1 pseudogene is annotated in these 501 nt (G+C 38.7%); it reads right to left on the reverse strand.

Annotation, left to right across the window (positions count from 1 at the left end):
• Positions 1–501 (reverse strand): annotated as a pseudogene (locus ACM6HU_RS00045) (IS6 family transposase); the annotation flags it as partial.

The raw sequence follows: 501 nt of genomic DNA on the forward strand, positions 1-501 counted from the left end.
GTTGCTTCTTTTTCATCATATGCATCGCTTCTATGCCACTCAGTATGTAAGTGGCTGTACGAAATGATTTGAATCCTAACATCGAACGCACTCGCTTTTTAATAAATCGATGATCTTGTTCCACGATGTTATTGAGATATTTCACTCGCCTTATTTGGATGCCTACAGGCATCTTTTTTTCATTCTTCAACTCTTCAATTGCTATACTATAGGATAGGCGGGATTCTTATCGATGGTTATCACGCGAGGCTGTGAAACATGAAAAGACTGCAAAGCTTTCTTGAAGAAACGCTTTGCAGCCTTATGATTTCTTGTTTTGCTTAGGTAGAAATCAATGGTGTTTCCTTCTGAATCAACTGCACGATATAAATACATCCACTTTCCTTTGACCTTAATATACGTCTCGTCTACTCGCCAAGAATCATTCGTTTTCTTAAGATGACGACGAACTCTCTTATCTAACTCAGGACCATATTGGTGAACCCAACGCATAATCGTTGT

The organism is Bacillus sp. IT-79MI2, from assembly GCF_949768135.1.
Taxonomy (GTDB): domain Bacteria; phylum Bacillota; class Bacilli; order Bacillales; family Bacillaceae_G; genus Bacillus_A; species Bacillus_A pseudomycoides.